Raw genomic sequence first — 20669 nt, forward strand, 5'->3', positions numbered from 1 at the left:
GCTCAGACCGCTTCCTGCTCGATCGGACGGGAGGGCTGGGCGCCGGGGACCTTCAGCACGAGGATGCTGGCGAGACTGATCAGGGCGATCAGCACGAAGTAGCCGGTGATCGCGAGCGAGGTGCCGAAGCCGGCGAACAGCGCGGTGGCGACGATCGGTGCCAGGCCACCACCGAGGATGGCTCCGACCTGGTAGCCGAGCGAAGCCCCGGAGTACCGGATCGCAGGCGGGAACAGTTCCGCGAACAGCGCGGACTGCGGGCCGGCGCAGCAGCCGAGGATGAAGCCGAGACTGATCATCGCGGCGGCCATGACCGGGAGAACGGCGGTGTCCATCAGCGGGAAGAACACGGCGGCGGCGATCACCAGCGCGATCGAGCTGCGGACGTAGACGGTGCGGCGGCCGAGCGTGTCGGACTTCCACGCGCTGAAGGCCATGCCCGCCATCCAGAAGGGGCAGGACCCGATCAGCAGGAACAGCATCGTGGTCTTGCTGAAGCCGAGTTCGGTCTCGCCGTACTTGAGCACGTAGACCATGTAGGCGTAGGCGATTCCGTTGGTCGCGATGAACGTGCCACCGGCCAGCAGGACCGTCTTCCAGTGCTTGGTGAGGACCTCCATGATCGGCAGCTTGGACGACTGCTCCTGATCCTTGGACTCCTGGAACTCGTTGCTCTCCTCGAGCCCGAGGCGGATCCACATCGCGACCAGGACGAGGACGGCGCTCAGCAGGAACGGGATGCGCCAGCCCCACGCCTTGAACGTCTCGTCGCTCATGAACGCGGTCAGCGGCAGGTAGACGAGGTTCGCGAGGAGGACACCCGCGGGCACGCCGATCTGGGGTGCGGCGCCGTAGAGACCCTTGCGGCCCTCTGGGGCGTTCTCGGTGGCGACGAGCACAGCGCCGCCCCATTCGCCGCCCACGCCGAGGCCCTGGATGAAGCGCAGCGTCACCAGCAGGATCGGGGCGAGGACGCCGATCGCGTCGTAGTTGGGAAGCACACCGATGCCGACGGTCGCGAAGCCCATGAGCAGCAGCGAGATGACGAGCATCGACTTGCGGCCGACACGGTCACCGAAGTGCCCCATGACGACGCCACCGATGGGGCGCGCGATGAATCCGACGGCCAGAGTCGCGAACGACGCCAAGGTGCCTGCGAGGTCCGACGAGTTCGGGAAGAACTGGTGTCCGAGTACCAGTGCGGCGGCGGTGCCGTAGATGAAGAAGTCGTACCACTCGATCGCGGTGCCGACGAAGCTGCCCAACGCGGCCTTGCGGGCCTTGTCGTGCAACTCCCGCGGCGGAGCCGCGGCCATGGTTGCAGTCATGGTTCGGTGCCTTTCAACTCTTGATGCGTACACCGGACGAGCCCAAACTGCACGCGTGCCGATAACCGGCCTGCAGGACATCTTGACCTGGATCACATCGCGTGAAAAGCGCAAGAAGTCGAGATGGAAATGCAGAAATCCTGTGGTTCAGAACGGAACGGACTTGCCGTCCGCCGCGAACTGGACGAATGCGCGCGCCGCCCGGCTGAGGAGCGCGTCCTGCGACCACACCAGCAGGATGTCCACGGGGTCGATCGGCGGGTTGACCTCGGGCCGGACCGCCAACTCGAGACCCTCGTAGGTGACGTCGAACTGGGGGCGCTGGATCAGCAGGGTCCAACCCAGACCGCGGCCGACGAGTGCACGGGCGGTTTCGAAGTTCTTGGGCCGGTATCGGATTCGCGGGGTGAAGCCGGCTTGGCTGCACATCTGCAGCGCGTGGAACGAGCTGGGCGGCGCGTCGAGCAGCACCATCGGCTCCTCGGCGAGCTCGGCGAGCTCGAGCACCGGCCGGTCGGCAAGCCGATGCCCCGGAGGGAGCAGGATCGCGGGCCGGCGGGTGTCCATCCGGACGCGGCGCAACTCCGGCGACAGGTCGAGGTCGTAGACGATCGCGAGGTCCAGCTCGCCCGACGTCAGCCGGCGGGTCAGGCGGTCCTGGTTGTCCTCGACGAAGTCGACGCCCACCCTCGGGTGCTGCTCGCTGAACTCGTAGAGCAGCCGCGGCAGCAGCGTCGGCCCCAGCGAGGAGTAGCACCCGATCGCCAGCGGTCCGGTCAGCTCACCTTCCGCCCCCGCCGCGGCGGCCTCCAGGTCACCGGCCTGCTCCAGCAGGGCCCGCGCCCGCAGCAGGACCCGCTCGCCGGTCGGGGTCAGCTGGACGCCGTGCGCCCGTCGGCGCACACAGAGTTGGGCGCGCAGTCCTCGTTCGAGCTCGGTGACGGCGAGCGAGACGGCCGACTGGGACACGTGCAGCCGTTCGGCTGCCTCCCGGATCGTGCCGGTCTCCGCCACCGCGACGAACACGAACAACTGCCTCATCGTGTAGGCCGGGGGCCGCGCCGCGCTGGTCATCGTCACCTCCCGGCCACCGATTCTCGCACCTCGCCGGAACGGCCGGCGCGGCGGCAACTCGGGATGCTCGGGCGTTCAGCCCTGCTCCGGCTCGACCTCCACGAGTTCGCCCGGCAGCCACGACCCGTCGAACCAGGGTTGCAGGGGTCCGTAGAGCCGGAGCATCGGGAACCAACTCTTGTTCGGGAGCGTGCGGATCCAGTTCGCGTCCCGGCCGGGGGGCGGTGTCGGCCCGAACCACAGGACGGTCGAACCATCGGCTTCGGGCTCGACGGTCCCGCTCAGGCTCATCAGGCTCGGGTAGGGGTTGTCGGTCTGGATCAGTGATCTCGTCTGGGTGTCGTACAGGTCCACCGACCAGAAGTTCTTCGCGGGCGGGTTCGGCGGCAGGGTGAGGCGGTAGAACTTGCCGCCGTCGAGGATCCGCCCCTGTGAGTCCTCGGCCGTGTAGGCGTACGCGGACCCGGCGCCGATCTGCGCGTGCGCCATCGCCGGGGTGATCACGGTGGCGAAGTAGTGGAACTGGGTCCGCGCGTCCAGCAGCCGGGCGTGGTTGTGCAGGAACTCGTAGCTGCCACCGACGAACGCCTGCTTCCACGAGGAGCCCGCGCTCACGAAGCTGTCCGGGTCGCGGGGGAAGTAGACGAGCGCCCGGCTGATGCCGGCTGCGGTCCGGGCCGCGGTGTCCAGGATTCCGCGCAGCCTGTCGTCCGGGGCGAAGCGACTGCCGTGCCTGATGCCGATCGCCGCGAGCTGGCCCGCTCGTTCGGGATCGAGCGACTCCGCGGGCTCCTCCTGGACCAGTTCGTCGATCTCCTCGAAGAAGGAGAAGTCGTTCGCGTGCACCGTGTTGAACTTCTTGTCGGCGACGTTGACGAAGTTCATGTCGGGCGGGTTCGCGGCGTCGGAGAGCCGGTAGACGCGGGTCTGCTTGATCGCCTCGACCCCGCCCAGCGCCCGGAAGACGGCCCAGTTGGTGAAGGTGGGCGTGCGGTGGACGAAGTAGCCGTCCGGCTCGTCGCCCTCGTAGTCGGGCGGAAGGAAGAGATATTTGCCGCCCTTGCCCTTGTCCGGCCCGGCGATGCCCATGTCGGCGACGTAGCGGAACCAGAAATCGTCGACCACACAGAGTGATTCGGTGGGCGGCTCGACGACCACCGGTCCGTCGCGCAGATCGAGGAACATCGTGGCGTAGGTGGTCTCGGTGTTCGGCGTCAGGAAGTAGCTGCCCGAGTTGGCCCGCGGGTCGGTGTAGGCGAGCGTGCTCAGGCCGTCGATGCCCACGCTGCGAAAACCGCGCCGCATTGCGACGAGCGAGGCACCCGGCACGGCGTTCAGGAAGACTTCGACGCCGCGCAGGAAGTCGAGCCCGTCGTACAGCCTGGTCGTGGTCTCGGGCAGTGGGACCCCGTCGAAGAATTCGAACGTCCCGATCGGCGTCCGGACCCGGTCGGGTACGCCGATCCCGGCGAGGGCCTGCGCGAGGGCGTCACCTGCGTCGTTCACATGATCTCCCTGTGGTGCGGATGCGTGGGTTTCGACACCGACGCTAGGTACACGCCGGCACCGGTCACCTCATCCACAGGGGGTGAGCCGACCCCGGCGGCCGGCGCACCGCCCCGTACCGGTGGGCCCTTCCGATCCGAGGCCGGGCGACAAGGACTCGCCGGGAGGGCTACCGCAAACGCGCAGCGAGGGGAATACTCGCCAGTAGGCTTTCAGCGATGTTCCCGTCGAGGAGGGGATCATGGTGTCATCGGCCCAGGTCAGCGAGGAACAGGCACGCGCGGTCGCCGAGGAGGCCCGCGAGAGCGGCTGGGAGAAACCCTCGTTCGCCAAGGAACTGTTCCTCGGCCGGTTCCGGCTCGACCTGGTGCACCCGTTCCCCCGCCCCACCCCGGAGGAGGGCGCCCGCACCGAACAGTTTCTCGTGAAACTTCGCGACTACTGCGAGGGCCTGGACGGATCGGTGATCGAACGCGACGCGGTGATCCCCGACGAGTACGTCCGCGGGTTCGCCGAGCTGGGCTGCTTCGGCCTGAAAATCCCCGAGGAGTACGGCGGTCTGGGGCTGTCCCAGGTGGCCTACAACCGGGTCCTGATGCTGGTCGGATCGGTGCACCCGAGCCTCGGCGCCCTACTGTCCGCCCACCAGTCGATCGGCGTTCCCGAACCCCTCAAACTGGCCGGCACCGACGAACAGAAGCGGAGATTCCTGCCGCGCTGCGCGCAGGGCGCACTGTCCGCATTCCTGCTCACCGAACCGGACGTCGGATCGGACCCGGCACGGATGGCCTCGACGGCCACCCCGACCGAGGACGGGACCGCGTACGAGATCGACGGTGTCAAGCTTTGGACCACGAACGGGGTGGTCGCCGAACTGCTGGTGGTGATGGCGCGGGTGCCGCGCAGTGACGATCACCGCGGCGGGATCAGCGCGTTCGTGGTCGAGGCCGACTCCCCCGGCATCACCGTCGAGCGCCGCAACGCCTTCATGGGCCTGCGCGGCATCGAGAACGGTGTCACCCGGCTGCACCGGGTGCGGGTACCCGCCGAGAACCTGATCGGACGTGAGGGCGACGGCCTCAAGATCGCTCTGACCACCCTGAACGCGGGGCGGCTCGCGCTTCCCGCGATGTGCACCGCCGCCGGGAAGTGGTCCTTGAAGATCGCCCGCGAATGGTCCGCGGAGCGCGTGCAGTGGGGTCGTCGGGTCGGCGAGCACGGCGCGGTCGCGGCAAAACTCTCCTTCATCGCGGCCACCACCTTCGCACTGGAGGCGACGCTGGAATTGTCGGGCCAGATGGCCGACGAAGGCCGCAACGACATCCGCATCGAGGCCGCGCTGGCGAAGCTGTGGGCCAGCGAGATGGCCTGCCGGATCGCCGACGAGCTGATCCAGATCCGCGGCGGCCGCGGTTACGAGACCGCGGAGTCGCTGGCCGCCCGCGGGGAACGCGCCGTGCCCGCCGAGCAATTGCTGCGGGATCTGCGGATCAACCGGATCTTCGAGGGCTCGAGCGAGATCATGCGACTTCTGATCGCGCGGGAGGCCGTCGACGCGCACCTGAGCGCCGCCGGCGACCTCGCCGACCCCAAGGCCGACATGCAGCACAAGGCGAAGGCGGCACTGGGGGCCAGCGGCTTCTACGCCAAGTGGCTGCCACACCTGGTGTCCGGCAAGGGCCAACTGCCCAACTCGTACGGCGAGTTCGACACGCTGGCAACACATTTGAGATTCGTCGAGCGCAACGCGCGCAAGCTGGCGCGGTCCACCTTCTACGGGATGGCCCGCTGGCAGGCCGGCATGGAGAAGCACCAGGTGTTCCTCGGCCGGGTCGTCGACATCGGCGCCGAGTTGTTCGCGATGTCCGCGGCCTGCGTGCGCGCGGACATGGAACGCACGCGCGATCCGGCCCGCGGCGCGAGTGCGATCGAGCTGGCCGACGCGTTCTGCCAGCAGTCCCGGCTGCGCATCGACCGCCTCTTCGCCGGCCTGTGGGAGAACACCGACGAACTCGACCACCGCGTGGCCGGCAACATCCTCGGCGGCGAGCACACCTGGCTCGAAGCCGGGGTGCTGGACCAGAGCGAGGGCACCGGACCGTGGATCGCGTCCTGGTCGCCGGGACCGTCGACCGAACCGAACCTGGCCCGCCGGTTCGCGAACGCCCCGGTCGAAACGTGACCCGGACCGGTCAGATCATGTTGTCCTCGACCGGCAGCCCGAACGCGCCGCGCCCGTAGAGGCTCAACGCCCGTTCGAGGTCGTTGGCGACGTGCACGCCGCCCGCGTGCGCGTCCCGCCACGCCCGCTCGACCGGGTTGCCTGCGTCGAGGGAGTTGCCACCGGACATCTTGAACAGCCGGTCGATGGCGTCGAGGGCCCGTTCGGTACCCATCACCTGGTCGCGGCGGGCCCGCAGCCGCATCTGCATCGGTATCTCGGCGCCGGCCGACGCCACATCCATCAATGCGCGCACATTGCGGTCCATCTGCAGGATCGATGCGTCGATCTCCGACGAGGCACGGGCGATGCCCACCTGCGCGAATTGGTCCTCCGCGAACCGCCCGCCGCCGAGGCTCAGCCGCACCCGGTCCCGCATCCGTGCCAGGAACTCCTCGTAGCAGCCGTAGACGACGCCGAGCACCGGGGCGGCGATCGTGGAGGTGAACACCGTCGCGAACGGGATCCGGTACAGCGGTCCGGTGTTCACCTTCTGTCCGGGGCCTCGCAGCTGGGAGAACTCGTAGTTGCGCATCACTCGGTGGTCGGGCACGAACGCCCGTTCCACGAAGATCTCGTTGCTGCCGGTGCCGCGCAGCCCGACGGAATCCCAGACGTCGCGGATCTGGAAGTCCGACCGCGGCAGCAGCATCGTGGTGTTGTCGATCGGGTCGCCACGGTCGTCGACGAGCATGCCGCCGAGCAGCGCCCACCCGCAGTGGTCCACCCCGGACGAGAACCGCCAGCAGCCCATCACCTCGTAGCCGCCCTCGACCCGCACCATCGTGCCCACCGGGGCGTACGACGACGCGATCAGCACGTCGGGGTCCTCGCCCCACACGGCGGCCTGCGCCTCGTCCTCGAACAGGGCCAGGTGCCACGGGTGCACGCCGAGCACCGCGGTGACCCATCCGGTGGAGCCACACGCCCCGGCGATCGCGCGAACCGTCTCGTAGAAATGCACCGGGTCGGACTCGAGGCCGCCGTACCGGGTCGGTTGCAGCATCCGGAACACCCCGGTCTCGACCAGTGCCGCGATCGTCTCGTCCGGCACCCGGCGGGCATCCTCCGTGGCGCGAGCCCGTTCCGCGATGGTGGGGAGCAACTCCCGCACCCGACCGAGTACCTCGTTGTCCATTTGACCAATGTTATCGGCTCGTCCTACGTCGAATCGTCCGGCGCACGGCCAACGGTCCCGGCCAGTGAGATCCCCGCGGGTGCCCGATTACCGGCGTCGTTAGCGTCCGAAGTCATCAATCGTGTCGCCCGGAGGCGGCACCGCCCGACGGGAAGGATGAACCGTGACCAGCACGCAGTCCGCGCACGACGAAGTTCGCGTGATCGAGGCCGGGGCCGCGCCGACGAGGTTCGCCCGCGGCTGGCACTGCCTCGGACTCTCCGAGAGCTTCCGCGACGGCAAGCCGCACAGCGTCGAGGCCTTCGGCACCAAGCTCGTCGTCTTCGCGGACAGCGAGGGCAAGCTCAGCGCCCTCGACGCCTACTGCAGGCACATGGGCGGCGACCTGAGCCAGGGCACCGTCAAGGGCGACTCGATCGCCTGCCCCTTCCACGACTGGCGCTGGGGCGGCAAGGGCAAGTGCACGTCGATCCCCTACGCCCGTCGCGTGCCCCCGCTCGCCCGCACCCGCGCCTGGACGACCCTCGACCAGGACGGCATGCTGTTCATCTGGCACGACCCCGAGGGCAAGGCGCCGACCGAAGAGGACATGTACATCCCTCGCATCGAGGGCGCGCTCAGCGACGAGTGGACCGAATGGGTCTGGTACACGACCGAGGTCGACACCAACTGCCGCGAGATCGTCGACAACATCGTCGACATGGCGCACTTCTTCTACGTGCACTACTCGTTCCCGACGTTCTTCAAGAACGTCTTCGAGGGTCAGGTCGCCAGCCAGTTCATGCGCGGCGTGGCCCGCGAAGACATGCGTCCGCACGCCGCGAACACCCCGAAGATGCTCGGCAGCCGCTCGGACGCCTCCTACTTCGGCCCGTCGTTCATGATCGACGACCTGGCCTACCAGTACGAGGGCTACGACGTGGAGTCGATCCTCATCAACTGCCACTACCCGGTCTCGCCGGACAAGTTCGTGCTGATGTACGGCATGATCGTCAAGAAGTCGCCGGTCCTCGGCGACAAGGCGCTGGAGACGGCGCAGAAGTTCGGCGAGTTCATCGCCAGGGGCTTCGAGCAGGACATCGAGATCTGGAAGAACAAGACCCGGATCGAGAACCCGCTGCTGTGTGAGGAGGACGGCCCGGTCTACCAGCTGCGCCGCTGGTACGACCAGTTCTACGTGGACCGTGCCGACGTCACCACCGAGATGGTCGACCGCTTCGAGCACGAGATGGACACCACCAAGGCCGTCGCCTCCTGGCAGAAGGAGGTCGAGGCGAACCTCGAGAGGGCGCGCGAGAATGCAGCCGCTGGAGTGTGAGGCCTGCGGGGCCTGCGTGCAGGTCCTCAAGCACAGCTGGGAACACACCGCCGTGCAGTGGACCGAGACCGCGCAGGACACCTGCCGGGAGATCCACGAATGGACCGGCCGCGAGGGCCGGCCCGGTGCGCCGGTGATGCGCTGCGAGGCGCTTGCCGCGTCCATCCAGCGCGCCGCGCTCGACGGACGTCTCTCCATCACCAACGAGGACCCCGTCCCGACGCCCCAAGTGGCACACTGACATCGCCTGAATCGACGACAGGATCCTTCATGATCGACATCAACCAGTACGGCCCGTGGGCCGTCATCGCCGGCGGCTCCGAGGGCGTCGGCGCGGCGTTCGCGGACGAGCTCGCCGGTGCGGGCTTCAACCTCGTGCTGATCGCCCGTAAGCCGGGCCCCCTCGAGGAGACCGCGGAGAAGGTGCGCTCGCACGGCGTCGAGGTCCGCACCCTGTCCCTGGACCTTCTCGCCGCGGACGCCCTCACCCAGATCCGCGCCGTCACCGACGACGTCGAGGTCGGGCTGCTGATCTTCAACGCGGGCGCCAACTCCTACGGGCACGAGTTCGTCACCGGCGATCTCGACGGCTTCCGCGGCGTGATCGACCTGAACATCACCAAGCAGCTCGAGCTCTCGCACCACTTCGGCGCACTGATGAAGGAGCGCGGCCGCGGCGGCATCATGCTGCTCGGCTCGCTGGCCGGCTACATGGGCTCCGAGCACCAGAGCATCTACGCGGCGTCGAAGGCGTTCAGCCGGGTGTTCGCGGAGAGCCTGTGGCTCGAGCTCGAGCCGCACGGCGTGCACGTCGTCGAGCTGGTCCTCGGCGTCACGCGTACCCCCGCGATGATCCGTGCCGGACTGAACTTCGACGTTCCCGGCATGATCGTCCAGGAGCCCGAGGACGCCGCCCGCGAGGGTCTCGAGCACCTCACCGACGGCCCGGTGTGGGTCGCAGGCGGCAACTACCAGGGCGCCGTCAAGCGCGCCGGCTTCCCCCGCGACAAGCTCGTCAAGGGTGCCGCGGAGACCATGCGCAAGCTGCTCAATCGCAAGTAGAACCGCGAAAACGCCTGTTCACGGCGGTGGCTGCGCCCATACCCGGGGTGCGGCCACCGCCGTTTCTCGTCGGGTCGTTGACATTTCGACCATTCGCCCCGGCAACGGTCGCCGCGCACGGTACGTTCGGCGCACCCGCCCAGCGACCGCCGAGGGAGAACCGATGTTCCGTGCCGGACCGATCCGTGCCTGGCAGCGCCACGCCCTCCGTGTCGGGGCGCTCGGCGTGTCCCTCGCCGCGCTGGTGGCAGTACCTGTCGGACCCTCCGGTGCCGTGCCCGACACGGGCAGCATCGGCGGGAGCAGCGCCGCCAGCTCGGACAGCGGCAGCGTCAGCACCGGATCGACGATCCCGGGGCCACTGCAGCGACAGCCTCCGGCCCCGCCCGCACTGCGCGACGACATCACCACCCCCGCGATCGTCGGGGAGAGCAGCCGGTCGGGACAGTACGTCCGGTTCGTCGTCGCGTCCCCCGCACTGCGCCGCGAGGTCGGCGTGGAAGTGCTGCTGCCGAAGGACGATTCGGCACCCCGGCCGACCATCTACGCCCTGGAAGGCGTCGACGCGCCCGAGGGTTACAGCGGCCTGCGGGACCTCGGCGGCGCCCGAGAGTTCTTCGCCGACAAGAACGTCAACGTCGTACTGACGAACGGTGGCGTGGCGAGCCTCTACTCCGACTGGGAGCAGACCGATCCCACTGTCGGACTGCACAAGTGGGAAACGTTCATCACCGAGGAACTGCCCCCGCTGATGGACGCCCGACTGAAGACCAACGGCGTCAAGTCGCTGCTCGGCGTGTCGATGGGCGCACAGGGCGCGATGATGCTCGCTCACCGCCATCCCGGCATGTACCGCGGAATCGCGGTGCTCAGCGGCTGCTATTCCACGATGGACGACGTCGGCCGCCTCAGCGTGCTCGAGACGATCTCGTCCCGCGGCGGGGACCCGGCGAACATCTGGGGCGAGATCGGCGGGCCGGGATGGGTGGCGCACGATTCGGTGCTCGGCGCGGAAGGGTTGCGGGGCATGGAGATCTACGCCTCGGCGATGACCGGTGTTCCCGGACGGCACGAGGATGCGGACAGCGTCCTCACGGACCGCGTGCTCATCGGCGGCCCGATCGAAGCGGCGTCGAACACCTGCACCCGACGCCTGCAGTCGCGGCTACGGGAACTCGGCATTCCCGCGACGTTCCGCTACGAACCCACCGGCGTGCACGCCTGGCCCTACTGGAAGGACCAGCTCCCGGACACGTGGCCGACGCTTGCGCACTCGCTGGGTCTGAGCAACCCCTGAGGGGCACCCGGAAGACGACCAGATAATGTTTTCTGTTGGGATCGGTATATTGTTTGCATGGCGCGTACAGACAAATGGGCTTCACTCAGCACGCAAATACGGGAGGCCCTGCGCGCGGACCTCCTGAGCGGGAAGTGGGAACCCGGAAGAAGGCTTCAGGTCGGCGAGCTCTCCAAACGATACGACGCCAGCACCACCGTGATGCGCGAGGCCCTCACCAGGCTCGCTGGCGAGCAGCTTGTCTCCTTCGTTCCCAATCACGGCTTCTTCGTCGCTCAGTTGACGCTTGACGAACTCCAGGACCTCACCGAACTGCGCTGCCGGATCGAGGGGTTCGGTGTTGCTCTCGCCATCGAGCGTGGAAGCCTCGCTTGGGAATCGGAGCTGATCGGCGCTCACCACAGGCTGGAGCGAACGCCTCGCCGCAGAGTCGACGACCCGCATCACATCAGCCCTGAGTGGCTCGAGGCCCACCAGGACTTCCATGCAAAGATTCTGGAACCGTGCCGCGTCTCGGCGCTCACCGACCTGGCGGCAACGCTCGCCGATGCCACCGTTCTTTATCGGCAGTGGACTGCACCCTCGCAGGCTGCAGAATCACGCGATATCGAAGCGGAGCACCGGGAGATCCTCGAGGCCGTGCTCGCTCGTGACGCGGCAACCGCCGAGAAGCTGTTGCGCGAGCACTACACGAGCACGACAAGGGTCATCGCACAGTCGCTCGGCTGATCCCGCGAGAGCGCAACCACCCGGACACGGTGACCGGGACGAACTTCAGACGCTGCGGGTGGCCCCGCCGTCAACGCGAATGTTCTGTCCGGTGATGTAGCTCGACTCCTCGCCGGCGAGGAAGCGCACGGTACAGGCAATCTCCTGCGTGCTGGCAGCCCTGCGCAGCGGGATGCGCTGGGTCCACTCGGGTGCGACCGTGGAGGGGTCGGCGACGGTCCACCCCGGAAGGACGTTGTTCATGCGAATACCCGACGGCCCGTACTCGTCGGAGTAGAGCTTGGTGAACGAGGCGAGCCCGGACCGGAATGTCGCCGACACCGGATACCGCGGGTTCGGCTCGAACGGCGAGCTGGTGGAGATGTTCACGATGCTGCCACCACCGGCCTCGAGGAAATGGGGAGTCACCACTCGGGCCATCCGGACGACATTGAGCAGGTAGCCCTCCATGCCGTCCTGCCAATCGCTGTCGGTCAGATCGAGCACACCACCGGTGGCGCCATGCCCCGAGTTGTTGACCACGGTGTCGATCCGGCCGAACTCCGACAAGGCCAAGTCGACGACGGCCTGCAGGTCGTCCTCGGAGCGGTTCGTTCCGTCAAGTCCCACACCGCCGAGTTCCTCGGCGAGTTTGCGACCGCGCCCGGACGGCGACAGGATCGCCACCTGATAGCCGTGTTCGTGCAACTCCGTGGCGACGGCGGCACCGATGCCCGAGCCACCTGCGACAACAACTGCTGCCCTCTGCGTCATGAGTTTTCGTCCTTGCTCAGTTCATCGGCGCGGCGCGCGATGAGCGCCTCGACGGCGGACGCCGACAGATCGGCGAATTCGGCGAAGTCGATTTCGTCTCCGGCACACGCCGCGATGTAGAAGCCGTCGGTGAGGGCACGACCGAGCACGACCATCTTGCGGCCGAACTCCGGATCTGCGGCGAGGACCTCGGCCGGGATCTGCGGCTCCACCCGCTGCACCATCAACTCGAACATCTGCTCACGGACCTCGAGGTACTTCTGCCGCGCCTTGTTGTCCTCGAGACGACGTTCCAAGGCGAACATCAGGGCGAGGATCCAGAACGCCTCGGCCTTGTTCTCCGGGTTGGCCGAACCGCCCGCCGATCCGGCGATGCTGCGACGCAACAGGTCACGGTTCGTCGGACCGGTGTGGTCCTGCTTCCAGATCTCGAAACAGAATTCGATGAGCTTGGCGAAGAGCTGTTCCTTGTTCTCGAAGTGCCAGTAGACCGAGCCGATCGGCAGCCCGGACCGCCTGGCCACCTCGGCCATCGTGGTGCCCTCGTAACCGGCCGTGACAGCGAGACTCAACGCCGCCTCGAGAATCGCCCGCTCGTTCTCCGGGGTCGATTGGTGAATCCGACGTCTCGCCATTCCACTCTCCTCACCGCATTCACAAACTACGAAATACTTCCCTATCGTCCCGACCCGGCACCGACCAAACCTATCGGTCGCTCGCCTCCATAACGGCCAGGTCATCAACAGGAACCGTGCGAGCGCCGCTCTCCTCGACCGCGAGGAGGCGCGGACTCGCCGACTGCCACACGGGAGCAGTGCCGGCACCGTCACGGACGAACGGGACGATCGCGTCCCGGAATGCCGCCCGCACGCACTCGAAGACGTCCCGATCGAGGCCCTCCATCATCGGTGCGTCCCGCCAAGCGTGACGATCCCCGAAGAGGAACGGAAGCGTGAAGCAGTGCGGCGACAGGGCCCGCTCCAGAGGACTGCGCACACCGAGCCGCATCAGTCGCGTCGGAACCGCCGCGTACTGCGCAAGATCGTATGCCACCGAATGGAATTGCCACCACGTCATCGCGGCCACAGCCTGCTCGTACCCGGGCTTCCGGCCGGCGGTGTGCTCGAGCACCGATTCGGGCGCACGGAAGGAGCGCGTGACGAAGTCCTCCAGTGCCGCCCGTGTGAACTCCTCCGCGGGTTTTGCCCTGAGGAATGCCGCAGACTCGTCGGCGGTGGTGAGCACCAGCAGCGCGGAGGTGTGCAGGTGGGCGGCGCTCGACCTCGGCGCGCCCAGCCATCCGGGTGCCTGGGGCCCGGCAGCCGGAGCAAAGGCGAAGCCCGCACCGCGGTAGCCCAGCACCGTGGCGCGCTGCGCTGCCAAAACGGACTCGACTGGGGCAGTGGCGATCCGCTCCGGTGCCAGCGCCGAAGCGAACGCCACACGCCGAGCCGCGTGGTCGTCCGCGGACAACGGTGCGAGGCGCGGGACGCTGACCAGCAGCGTGCGGGCGAACATCCCCCGGGTACCGGGCAGAACGCTGAGCGCATGCGCGTACCACGCACCGGCGGAGTCCCCGGCAATCGTGACATTGGCGGGATCGCCGCCGAACGCGGCAATGTTGTCCCGCACCCAGCGAGCCGCCCCCTCGAGATCTCGAAGGGGCCGGGCCGAGGCGGCGGCATCGCCGGCGCCGCAGAGATGTCCGAGCGCACCGATCCGATAGCTGACCGTGACGAGCACGATCCGTCCGCTGCGGACGAGATCATGAGCGTCGTACCAGCGTGACTCGCCGGAGCCGGTGGTGAATCCGCCGCCGGGGACGAACAGCAGCACCGGCAGGCCGACGGCGTCGACAGGTGCCTGGATCCGCAGAGAGAAGGCATCCTCGTGCTTGGGCAGTTCAGCGAGCGCCGGTCCGAGGATCCCGTCGAGCACCCCACTGACCTGAGGGAATGCGGTCGGCGGCGACTGTGCGACGGTCGGCGGCCCCAGCTCGGAACCACGATCGGCCGGGTCGAGCCGCGCCCCGTACCGCACACCGCGGGCGTCGATGACCCCGTCGGCGACGTCGGCGCGGACAACGCCGCTGCTGACTGCGAACTCCCTGATGTCCGCATTCACGGAGGTCACGGCAGGAAGGTGTAGTCGTCCGGGTCCACGCGCTCGGTGATCTTCCAGTATTCGGCGTTGGTGTAGGGCCACACCTGCGAGACCCTGCCGACACTGTTCTGGTACCAGCTACGCACGTAGGGCTGGCCCCACGCCATCTGGCGGTTCTCCCGGTCGACCCACTCCACGAAACGATCCAGCGCCTCGGGGGTGACGTCGAGGGCCTTGACGCCGCGTTCGAGGACCTCACGAACCGCCTCGAGCGAGTACTCCGCCGCGCGCTCGAGCATGAAGTGCAGGCTGCCGGCGACGACACCACCGATATTGGGGCCGTACAGCATGAAGAAGTTCGGGTAGCCCGGCACAGTGATGCCGTTGTAGGCGCGAGCGTCATCCTTCCAGTACTCGTGGATCTCGGCCCCACTGCGACCAGTCACCTCGATACCGTCGAGATAGTCCGACGGCTTGAATCCGGTTGCGTAGATGATGAGGTCGACCTCGTGATGCTCGCCGTCGGCAGTGCGAACACCGGTCTCGGTCAACTCCACGATGCCGTGCGTCGACACCCGGGTGTGTTCGGCCATCAACGCTTTCGCCCACACACCGTTGTCACGCAGCATCCTCTTCGCTCCCGGTGGGTAGGACGGGATCGCGATCTCCAGCAGGTCCGGCCGGCCCTCGAACTGCTCGGTCAGCCGGGCGATCAGCTCCTCACGCACCTGCTGGTTCTTCACTGAAACACTCAATGACGCACCGTGCCAGTCTTTTTCGGCACGAACAGTGTGGAACCGACCCGGGGTTCCCTGCGTGATCACCCACAGTCGGTACCACTGCCCGTAGTAGGGCACCTTGCGCACCAGCCAGGCGAACGCCTCCGAGTGGTTGTCGTGGTAGGTCGGCGCGGGAAGCATCCACGGCGCGCTGCGCTGGAAGACGGTCAGCGACGCCACCTCGTCGTAGATCGCCGGCACGATCTGATAGGCACTGGCACCGGTACCGACGACGGCGACCCGCTTGCCACGCCAATCGTAGGAGTCGTCCCACTCCTGCGAGTGCATGGTGACACCGCGGAAGCGTTCGGCCCCGGGGAAGTCTGGGATGTTCGGAATATCCAACTGCCCGACCGCGCTGATGATCGCCTGGAAGGTTCGGGTGCGTTCGACGCCATGCGAGTCGCTGGTCACCACCACCCACTCGCCCGCTTCGTCGTCCCAGCGTGCACTTACCAGTCGGGTACCGAACTCGATCAGGTCGGTGAGCCCGGCGCGATCGGCGACCGCGTTCAGGTAGTCGTCGATCTCCCCGCCCTCGGCGAACTGGTGGGGCCAGTCGACGCGCTGCGCGAACGAGTAGGAGTACCCGAAAGTCGGTGTGTCCAGGCGCACTCCGGGATAGTGGTTCTTCTGCCACGTGCCGCCCATCCGGTCGGCGGTGTCGATCATCGTGAAAGGCACGCCGGCCTGACGGAAGCGGTGCCCGGCGGCGATACCGGAGACGCCCGCACCGACTATGAGCACCTCGAAGCGGCGTCCCGCGGCGATGTCGTCGTACCGCCAGTCCGGAGCGGCGCCCTTGTCCTCGGCCAGGTCGAGTTCGTGCTTGAGCGAGTCGACCCAGTCGGGGTTGCCGCCGGTGAGATAGCCAAGCACATCGGCGACGGCAGGATCGGACAGCATGTCGACACGCGTGATCCGCTCGTCGCGGATGCGGCGCAGCCCTTCCGCGACGAGCTCGCGGGCCCTGTACTGCTGAGCCTCCGACATGCCACCGTGCGGGTGTCCGATCGTGTCGACGGGCGTCAACGGTGGGCGCAGGTCCTCGGTGAGGATGGTGGTGTCACCGGTTGCGGCGGCGATGGCCACCAGCAGCGAGGGAAGATCGGCCTTGTGAGCGATCTCCTGCAGGAAGTCGTCGGATTCGGTGATCGGCTCGTACTCGTCGCGCCAGAACAGGTCGTCGTAGCGGTCGATACCAGAAGTGCTCATCTGCTCTCTTTCCTCCGGGAGCGGTCGACGCTGCGCGAGAAGTCGACGTAGGTCCGTAGTGCGGCGACCACCCGCGCCTCGTCGGCAGCGGTGAGCACAGCCGCGACGTAGCGGTCCGGGCGAACGACGACGGCGTGGGGCACGCCGAGCGGGCGGGTCGGGTCGACAAACGCGCCGCTGAGATCGGTCAGATCGCAGGGACCCGCCTCCTCCGGGCCACGGTTGTGGCCGCGTGGGAGAAGGCGCACGCGCGGAACTCCGTTCCAGAACGGATCACGTGCGACCCGACCGGTCCCGAGTTCGAGGATCGCCCATCCGGTGCCGAGATGCGCGTCGAGGGGCGAGGTGGTGCCCTCGGCGGTCTCGACCGTCGGCTGGCTCATGGCCTTGCCGACGGCTTCTGCGAGGCTGCGGTCCACCTCACGTCCCGGCTTGACGGCGACACCGTTCGCATAGTCCGGCGGGGTGATGAACCGCATGGAGGACAGATAGGCGTGGACCGGCGGGAACAACCGAGCCACGGTGAAGACGGCGTCGCGGGCGACGGCGGCGACACCGCGGGCCATGACGATCGAACCGGTGACGTGCGAGATGCGCACCATCTTCTTGGCGTGGGTGCGACGTTCGGACTCGTAGCTGTCGAGAAGGCGCTCGGTGCCGACACCGTCGAGCACGGCCCGCAGTTTCCATGCCAGGTTCGACGCGTCGCGCAGACCGGCGTTGAGTCCCTGGCCCGAGAACGGGGGCATGAGATGGCCGGCGTCACCGACGAGGAACGCCCGTCCGACCCGGTAGGTCTTGGCGAGCCTCCGGTGGGCGACGTAGACGACTGCGCGCCGGATGTCCTCCGGGGTCACCTGTGGGTGGAACGGAAGGACCAGTTCGCGGATCTTGTCCGGGCGGGTGATCTCCTCGGCGTCATCGCCGGGGAGCATCATGAATTCCAGACGCAGTCGTCCCTTGATGCCGGGGACGTAGACGTACGGCCGGCTGCCGTTGCCGTGGAACTCGGCGTAGGGCTCTTTCGCGCGGGTGGTGTTCAGCAGATCGATGACCACCCAGCGTTCTTCCTGGGTCGATCCGACCAGGGGCACGCCGAGGGCATCGCGGGTGAAGCTGCGGCCTCCGTCCGCGCCGGCCAGCCACGATCCGACGACGGTCGAGGTGACACCTTCCTCGGAGCGGGTGGTCACCGTGACGGTGGTGCCGTCCTGGGTGATCGCGACCGCGCGTTGGCCCATGCGAAAGTCGATGTCGGGGTGTTCGACCGCCCTGTCCCACAACAACTGTTCCAGTACGGGTTGGTCGAACTGCGACTTGGCGGGGTGTCCGGTGCGGGACGCAACGGGCTTGGACTGGGCGAGCATGCGGTCGCCGAGGCCGAAGTAGCGCGCGCCGGTGTCCAGATAGGACTCGGCTTTGAGGTCGTCCGCCAGCCCCAGACGGTCGAGAATGCGGAAGGACTCGTCGGCGATGCTGATTGCACGGGGCAGGTCCCCGGGTACGGTCATCGGTTCGATCACCGAAACCCGGGCGCCCTCGTCGGCGAGGAGCAGGGCAAGGGTGAGCCCCACGGGGCCACCGCCGACGATGACCGCATCTGCATCAATATTCTTCTGCTGCATATTCATTCGAGATCACAACACCGCGGGCTGATGCGAGGTGAGCATTCCGCTCTTGTTGGTCTTCGCAATCTGCACCTGCTCGTACACATGTGCTCGCAGCTCGCTGAACCGGGCGAGCGAGCGCGTCGCGAGCTGGTCCCGGTCGTCCGGCAGGTCGATCGTCAGATCGTCCTGGATCACCGTGGGCGAACTCGACAGCACCAGGACCCGCTGCCCGAGGTAGACGGACTCCTCGATGTCGTGGGTGACGAACAGGATGGTCATGTTGTGTCGCTTCCACACCGAGCGGACCAGATCTTCGAGGTCGGCACGGGTCTGTGCGTCGACCGCGGCGAACGGCTCGTCCATGAGGAGCACGCTCGGGTGCGTGGCGACCGCCCGAGCGATGGCAACACGTTGCTGCATACCGCCGGACAGCTGCCAAGGGTAGCTGTTGCGGGCCTGTTCGAGGCCGACCGACTGCAGCGCCTCGTCGACCCTCTCACGGCGCTCCGCCTTGGGCAGCTTGGCGACCCTTAGCGGCAGCTCGACGTTGGCGGCCACCGTCATCCAGGGATAGAGGCTGCGGCCGTACTCCTGGAACACCACCGCCATACCCTTGGCCGGGCCGTGGACGGGTTTTCCGTCCAGCACAACCGAACCCGAGGTCGGCTCCATGAGACCGGCGATGCACTTGAGCAGCGTGGTCTTACCGCTACCCGACGGGCCCACGAGGCAAGCGAACTCACCCTGGTGCAGGTCGAAGGTGAGAGACTTGACCGCTTCGAACTCGTTGCCGTCGCGGCGGTAAACCTTCTTCACCTTGTCGACATGGAGTCGAACGTCTTGGTGGTCAGTCATTCGCACTTTCCTTCAATCCTTCGTACCATCCGAGGATCCGGCCCTGGACGATCTGGAACAACACGGACAGCGCCACGCCGAGCAGGCCGAGCAACACGATGCCGCTCCACATTTCGGGGATGTCGATCCGATTCTGGAAATTGATGATGGCGTAGCCGATTCCTTCAGTGGCCGCGAACATCTCCGAGACAACCATCAGGACGAGTCCGACTGCGAGACTCTGTCGGATGCCGGCGAAGATCTGCGGTGAGGCGGCCGGCAGCACGAGATAGCGCATCCGGTCGATGCCGGTGAGTCCGTAGACCCGGCCGGTGTCGCCCTGGACCTCGTCGATGGAGGCGACGCCCTTGACGGTGTTCAGGAGGATGGGCCACAGGCATCCGAGGACGATGATGGTGACCTTCATGGCGTCGTTGATGCCGATCAGAAGGAGCAGAACGGGGATCATGATCGTCGACGGAATCGCGCGGAGAAACTCGAGCAGAGGGCTGAACAGCCACCGCACCCAGTCGATCGAGCCGATGGTGACACCGAGCGCCACCCCGAGCACGATGGAGATCGCCAGACCGATCAGAAGACGCACGACGCTCGGGAGGGCGTCTTGTGTCAGCCCGTCGCCGAGCCACACGGTGCGGAACGCGGTGACGAGTTGCTCCGGGTCCGGAACATAGAAGCTGCCACCGTCTTTCGTGGCGGCAGACCACCATGCGATCAGCACGACCGGCAGACCGACGAAGTATCCGAAACTCTTCAGCATTTTCACGACCGCACACCTCCACGCACAGACGCGTGCCAGAAGAGAACCTTGCTTTCCACCGTTCCCATGAGCCAGTTGACGAGCATCCCGAGCAGACCGCTGGTGACGATGAGCGCGTACATCGCCGGCGCGTCATCGTTGATCTGTGCGAGTGCGACATCCAGTCCCAGACCGGGTGTACCGAGGATCAGCTCGACGCCGACGGACAGGATCAAGGCGACCGTGGCGGCCAATCGCACACCCGTCATGAGGTAGGGCAACAGGGTCGGGAAGATCAGATGGCGAACCCGCTGCCAGAAGTTCATCTGCAGGGTCAGGGCGGTATCCGTGGCGACCTTGTCGACGTCGGCGACGCCGTAGAGCACCTGGACCAGCACGATCCAGAAGCAGGCATAGACGACGATCAGCAACTCGGCGCTGAGGGCCGGACCGTAGAGGAGCGCCGCCAGCGGAATGAGAGCGACCGCTGGGATAGGGCGCAGGAACTCGATCGTCGAATGGGTTGCCCGCCGCAGGAACGCACTGGATCCGATGACCACGCCGACCACGATCGCGGTGACGCTGGAGATCACCAGGCCGATCAGCCACGCCCGAAGGGTGTAACCGACTGCGATCCAGAAGTCCGGGTCGGAGAGGTTCTGGATGAATTCCGAGAAGACCACCGTCGGTGGCGGCAGATAGTGCGAACTGACCGGTCCGACGGCAGCGAATACCTGCCAGATCAGGAGAAAGCCCAGAATGCCGGCCACACCCAGGAGGAGTGGCTTGTACGGGGCGATTGCATTGGGCGTTCGGGAACCGACCCGTTGCGGCCGAACCGCGATGGGGCTCTCCCGTTCTCGTTGTGCCACGCTCATGGCAGGCAACCTTTCGAGTGTTACAGAAAAGGGGGGCGGGCCGGGCCTTGCGGCCCGACCCACGCGG

General features: G+C 67.2%; 18 protein-coding genes. 6 read left to right on the plus strand and 12 right to left on the minus strand.

Annotated features, from left to right (window positions below):
- Positions 1-2: 2 nt before the first annotated feature.
- The 3 genes from ACWDU4_RS06600 to ACWDU4_RS06610 form a co-directional block, all read right to left on the minus strand.
- On the minus strand, positions 3-1328 hold the full coding sequence (locus ACWDU4_RS06600; RefSeq protein WP_450113069.1) for an MFS transporter: 1326 nt from the start codon (positions 1326-1328) through the stop codon (positions 3-5).
- Between the two features lie 147 nt (positions 1329-1475).
- The gene (locus ACWDU4_RS06605) at positions 1476-2402 is read right to left on the minus strand and encodes a LysR substrate-binding domain-containing protein (protein WP_450113070.1); all 927 of its coding nucleotides are present in this window, start codon (positions 2400-2402) and stop codon (positions 1476-1478) included.
- Between the two features lie 75 nt (positions 2403-2477).
- Positions 2478-3908 carry a DUF1254 domain-containing protein gene (locus tag ACWDU4_RS06610; protein WP_450113071.1) on the minus strand — a complete coding sequence of 477 codons (1431 nt, stop codon included), beginning with the start codon at positions 3906-3908 and terminating at the stop codon, positions 2478-2480.
- Positions 3909-4149: 241 nt separating this feature from the next.
- On the opposite strand from ACWDU4_RS06610, the gene ACWDU4_RS06615 reads away from it, so the two are divergent.
- On the plus strand, positions 4150-6090 hold the full coding sequence (locus ACWDU4_RS06615; protein WP_450113072.1) for an acyl-CoA dehydrogenase family protein: 1941 nt from the start codon (positions 4150-4152) through the stop codon (positions 6088-6090).
- Between the two features lie 10 nt (positions 6091-6100).
- On the opposite strand, the gene hsaA is transcribed toward ACWDU4_RS06615, so the two are convergent.
- The gene (gene hsaA, locus ACWDU4_RS06620; protein ID WP_450113073.1) at positions 6101-7267 is read right to left on the minus strand and encodes a 3-hydroxy-9,10-secoandrosta-1,3,5(10)-triene-9,17-dione monooxygenase oxygenase subunit; all 1167 of its coding nucleotides are present in this window, start codon (positions 7265-7267) and stop codon (positions 6101-6103) included.
- 163 nt (positions 7268-7430) lie between these two features.
- On the opposite strand from hsaA, the gene ACWDU4_RS06625 reads away from it, so the two are divergent.
- From ACWDU4_RS06625 to ACWDU4_RS06645, 5 genes are all read left to right on the plus strand, one after another.
- Positions 7431-8585, plus strand: a complete 1155-nt coding sequence (locus tag ACWDU4_RS06625; RefSeq protein WP_450113074.1) for a Rieske 2Fe-2S domain-containing protein — start codon at positions 7431-7433, stop codon at positions 8583-8585.
- Positions 8566-8826: a hypothetical protein gene (locus ACWDU4_RS06630; RefSeq protein ID WP_450113075.1), complete on the plus strand. Its 261-nt coding sequence runs from the start codon at positions 8566-8568 to the stop codon at positions 8824-8826. The genes ACWDU4_RS06625 and ACWDU4_RS06630 overlap by 20 nt, the downstream gene beginning before the upstream one ends.
- A 29-nt stretch (positions 8827-8855) precedes the next feature.
- Complete coding sequence (locus tag ACWDU4_RS06635) at positions 8856-9647, plus strand: SDR family NAD(P)-dependent oxidoreductase (protein WP_450113076.1); 792 nt, start codon at positions 8856-8858, stop codon at positions 9645-9647.
- 163 nt (positions 9648-9810) lie between these two features.
- Positions 9811-10944: an alpha/beta hydrolase gene (locus tag ACWDU4_RS06640; protein ID WP_450113077.1), complete on the plus strand. Its 1134-nt coding sequence runs from the start codon at positions 9811-9813 to the stop codon at positions 10942-10944.
- A 57-nt stretch (positions 10945-11001) separates the two neighbouring features.
- Positions 11002-11673, plus strand: coding sequence for a GntR family transcriptional regulator (locus ACWDU4_RS06645; RefSeq protein WP_450113078.1), 672 nt, complete (start codon positions 11002-11004; stop codon positions 11671-11673).
- Between the two features lie 45 nt (positions 11674-11718).
- Here ACWDU4_RS06645 and ACWDU4_RS06650 read toward each other — a convergent pair whose 3' ends face one another.
- The 8 genes from ACWDU4_RS06650 to ACWDU4_RS06685 form a co-directional block, all read right to left on the minus strand.
- Complete coding sequence (locus ACWDU4_RS06650) at positions 11719-12426, minus strand: SDR family oxidoreductase (protein ID WP_450113079.1); 708 nt, start codon at positions 12424-12426, stop codon at positions 11719-11721.
- Positions 12423-13061 (minus strand): TetR/AcrR family transcriptional regulator, encoded by a 639-nt coding sequence (locus ACWDU4_RS06655; protein ID WP_450113080.1) that lies wholly within the window; start codon positions 13059-13061, stop codon positions 12423-12425. Before ACWDU4_RS06655 ends, ACWDU4_RS06650 begins: the two co-directional genes overlap by 4 nt.
- A 70-nt stretch (positions 13062-13131) precedes the next feature.
- Complete coding sequence (locus tag ACWDU4_RS06660; RefSeq protein ID WP_450113081.1) at positions 13132-14559, minus strand: carboxylesterase family protein; 1428 nt, start codon at positions 14557-14559, stop codon at positions 13132-13134.
- Positions 14556-16523, minus strand: a complete 1968-nt coding sequence (locus tag ACWDU4_RS06665) for a flavin-containing monooxygenase (protein ID WP_450113082.1) — start codon at positions 16521-16523, stop codon at positions 14556-14558. Before ACWDU4_RS06665 ends, ACWDU4_RS06660 begins: the two co-directional genes overlap by 4 nt.
- Positions 16520-18154 (minus strand): FAD-dependent monooxygenase, encoded by a 1635-nt coding sequence (locus ACWDU4_RS06670; RefSeq protein WP_450113083.1) that lies wholly within the window; start codon positions 18152-18154, stop codon positions 16520-16522. The genes ACWDU4_RS06665 and ACWDU4_RS06670 overlap by 4 nt, the downstream gene beginning before the upstream one ends.
- 6 nt (positions 18155-18160) lie before the next feature.
- Positions 18161-18988: an ABC transporter ATP-binding protein gene (locus ACWDU4_RS06675; protein WP_450113084.1), complete on the minus strand. Its 828-nt coding sequence runs from the start codon at positions 18986-18988 to the stop codon at positions 18161-18163.
- Complete coding sequence (locus ACWDU4_RS06680) at positions 18981-19745, minus strand: ABC transporter permease (RefSeq protein WP_450113212.1); 765 nt, start codon at positions 19743-19745, stop codon at positions 18981-18983. Before ACWDU4_RS06680 ends, ACWDU4_RS06675 begins: the two co-directional genes overlap by 8 nt.
- A 2-nt stretch (positions 19746-19747) precedes the next feature.
- The gene (locus ACWDU4_RS06685; RefSeq protein ID WP_450113085.1) at positions 19748-20665 is read right to left on the minus strand and encodes an ABC transporter permease; all 918 of its coding nucleotides are present in this window, start codon (positions 20663-20665) and stop codon (positions 19748-19750) included.
- Between the last annotated feature and the right edge of the window lie 4 nt (positions 20666-20669).

It is taken from the genome of Rhodococcus sp. NPDC003348 (assembly GCF_053589375.1).

Excerpts from the sequence above, each read along its gene's own strand:
- ACWDU4_RS06600 (WP_450113069.1), bottom strand. The coding sequence starts at position 1,328 with ATGACTGCAACCATGGCCGCGGCTCCGCCGCGGGAGTTGCACGACAAG.
- ACWDU4_RS06605 (WP_450113070.1), bottom strand. The coding sequence starts at position 2,402 with ATGACCAGCGCGGCGCGGCCCCCGGCCTACACGATGAGGCAGTTGTTC.
- ACWDU4_RS06615 (WP_450113072.1), top strand. The coding sequence starts at position 4,150 with ATGGTGTCATCGGCCCAGGTCAGCGAGGAACAGGCACGCGCGGTCGCC.
- hsaA (WP_450113073.1), bottom strand. The coding sequence starts at position 7,267 with ATGGACAACGAGGTACTCGGTCGGGTGCGGGAGTTGCTCCCCACCATC.
- ACWDU4_RS06630 (WP_450113075.1), top strand. The coding sequence starts at position 8,566 with ATGCAGCCGCTGGAGTGTGAGGCCTGCGGGGCCTGCGTGCAGGTCCTC.
- ACWDU4_RS06635 (WP_450113076.1), top strand. The coding sequence starts at position 8,856 with ATGATCGACATCAACCAGTACGGCCCGTGGGCCGTCATCGCCGGCGGC.
- ACWDU4_RS06640 (WP_450113077.1), top strand. The coding sequence starts at position 9,811 with ATGTTCCGTGCCGGACCGATCCGTGCCTGGCAGCGCCACGCCCTCCGT.
- ACWDU4_RS06645 (WP_450113078.1), top strand. The coding sequence starts at position 11,002 with ATGGCGCGTACAGACAAATGGGCTTCACTCAGCACGCAAATACGGGAG.
- ACWDU4_RS06650 (WP_450113079.1), bottom strand. The coding sequence starts at position 12,426 with ATGACGCAGAGGGCAGCAGTTGTTGTCGCAGGTGGCTCGGGCATCGGT.
- ACWDU4_RS06655 (WP_450113080.1), bottom strand. The coding sequence starts at position 13,061 with ATGGCGAGACGTCGGATTCACCAATCGACCCCGGAGAACGAGCGGGCG.
- ACWDU4_RS06665 (WP_450113082.1), bottom strand. The coding sequence starts at position 16,523 with ATGAGCACTTCTGGTATCGACCGCTACGACGACCTGTTCTGGCGCGAC.
- ACWDU4_RS06670 (WP_450113083.1), bottom strand. The coding sequence starts at position 18,154 with ATGAATATGCAGCAGAAGAATATTGATGCAGATGCGGTCATCGTCGGC.
- ACWDU4_RS06675 (WP_450113084.1), bottom strand. The coding sequence starts at position 18,988 with ATGACTGACCACCAAGACGTTCGACTCCATGTCGACAAGGTGAAGAAG.
- ACWDU4_RS06680 (WP_450113212.1), bottom strand. The coding sequence starts at position 19,745 with ATGCTGAAGAGTTTCGGATACTTCGTCGGTCTGCCGGTCGTGCTGATC.